We start from the raw sequence: 1,954 nt of genomic DNA, 5'->3' as shown, positions 1-1,954 counted from the left end.
CGGATGTGGTCTGGCGCGCCCCGGTGTGGTGCCGGGACGCGCCGAAGGGTCTTAGCCGATCGCCTCAAGCACGGCTTCGCCGAGGCCTGCGGGGCTTTCGGCGACGACGATGCCGGCGGCTTTCATGGCTTCGATCTTGTCATCGGCGCCGCCTTTGCCGCCCGCCACGATGGCACCGGCATGGCCCATGCGGCGGCCCGGAGGGGCGGTGCGCCCGGCGATGAAACCGGCGGTGGGCTTCCAGCGGCCGCGCTTTTTCTCGTCGGCGAGGAATTGCGCGGCTTCTTCTTCGGCGGAGCCGCCGATTTCACCGATCATGATGATCGACTGGGTCTCGTCATCGGCGAGGAACCATTCCAGCACGTCGATATGCTCGGTGCCCTTGATCGGGTCGCCGCCGATACCGACACAGGTCGACTGGCCGAGGCCCACATCGGTGGTCTGCTTGACCGCCTCATAGGTCAGGGTGCCCGAGCGCGACACCACACCGACGCTGCCGCGCTTGTGGATATGGCCGGGCATGATGCCGATCTTGCAGGCGTCGGGCGTGATGATGCCGGGACAGTTCGGCCCGATGAGCTTGGAGCTGGAGCCCTCAAGCGCGCGCTTGACGCGCATCATGTCAAGCACCGGGATGCCTTCGGTGATGCAGACGATAAGCTCCATCTCGGCGTCAATCGCCTCGAGGATCGAATCGGCGGCAAAGGGCGGCGGCACGTAGATCACGGAGGCGTTGGCCTGCGTTTCGTGCCTGGCCTCGTGCACCGAGTTGAAGACCGGCAGGTCAAGATGGGTGCTGCCCCCCTTGCCGGGGGTCACGCCGCCGACCATCCTGGTGCCATAGGCGATCGCCTGTTCGGTGTGGAATGTGCCCTGCGAGCCGGTGAGGCCCTGACAGATCACGCGTGTGTTTTCGTCTACGAGGACTGCCATTTTGGCGTTCTCCTTAAATAAGTCGTGGGGAAGGTGCGCCATGGCTGCGCACCCTACGGGATCAGCCCTTGACGGCTTTCACGATTTTCTGCGCGCCATCCTTGAGATCGTCGGCGGCAATCACATCGAGGCCGGAGGTGTTGATGATCTCCTTGCCCTTCTCGACGTTGGTGCCTTCCAGACGGACCACGAGGGGCACCTTGAGGCCGACCTCCTTGACGGCGGCCACGACGCCCTCGGCGATCACGTCACAGCGCATGATGCCGCCGAAGATGTTGACCAGGATGCCTTTGACCTGCGGGTCAGAGGTGATGATCTTGAAGGCCTCGGTGACCTTTTCCTTGGTCGCGCCACCGCCCACATCAAGGAAATTGGCAGGTTCGGCCCCGTAGAGCTTGATGATGTCCATGGTGGCCATCGCAAGACCGGCGCCGTTGACCATGCAGCCGATTTCGCCATCAAGGGCGATATAATTGAGGTCGTATTTGGAGGCCTCAAGTTCCTTGGGGTCCTCTTCGGTGGTGTCGCGCAGCTCGGCGATATCGGCATGGCGATAGATCGCGTTGCCGTCAAAGCTTACCTTGGCATCAAGCACCTTGAGATCGCCCTTGTCGGTCACGATCAGCGGGTTGATTTCCAGCATCTCCATGTCCTTGTCGACAAAGGCCTTGTAGAGCGTGCCCATCAGCGCGACGCATTGCTTGATCTGCGCGCCGGTCAGGCCAAGGTTGAAGGCGATGCGGCGGCCGTGAAAGGCCTGATAGCCGGTCGCGGGATCAACGCTGAAGCTGAGGATCTTCTCGGGGGTCGCCTCGGCGACTTCCTCGATGTCCATGCCGCCTTCGGTCGAGCAGACAAACGACACGCGGCCTGTCTGGCGATCCACCAGAAGCGCGAGGTACATCTCAGTCTCAATCCCAGAACCATCTTCGATATAAATCCGGTTGACCTGCTTGCCGGCAGGGCCGGTCTGCTTGGTCACAAGGGTGCGGCCGAGCATGCGCTTGGCTTCCTCGGCGGC

Annotated in this window: 2 protein-coding genes; both read right to left on the bottom strand. The window is 62.7% G+C overall.

All coding sequences use genetic code 11. The features are described 5' to 3' along the window. Positions 1 to 51 precede the first annotated feature (51 nt). Positions 52 to 933 carry a succinate--CoA ligase subunit alpha gene (sucD, locus tag BUB78_RS19915; protein WP_073201164.1) on the bottom strand — a complete coding sequence of 294 codons (882 nt, stop codon included), beginning with the start codon at positions 931 to 933 and terminating at the stop codon, positions 52 to 54. Between the two features lie 61 nt (positions 934 to 994). After that, on the bottom strand, positions 995 to 1,954 hold a 960-nt coding region (gene sucC / locus BUB78_RS19910; RefSeq protein WP_073201162.1), incomplete at its 5' end, for an ADP-forming succinate--CoA ligase subunit beta.

Source organism: Roseovarius marisflavi (assembly GCF_900142625.1).
Taxonomy (GTDB): domain Bacteria; phylum Pseudomonadota; class Alphaproteobacteria; order Rhodobacterales; family Rhodobacteraceae; genus Roseovarius; species Roseovarius marisflavi.
This window is presented reverse-complemented; position numbering and strand designations above follow the sequence as displayed.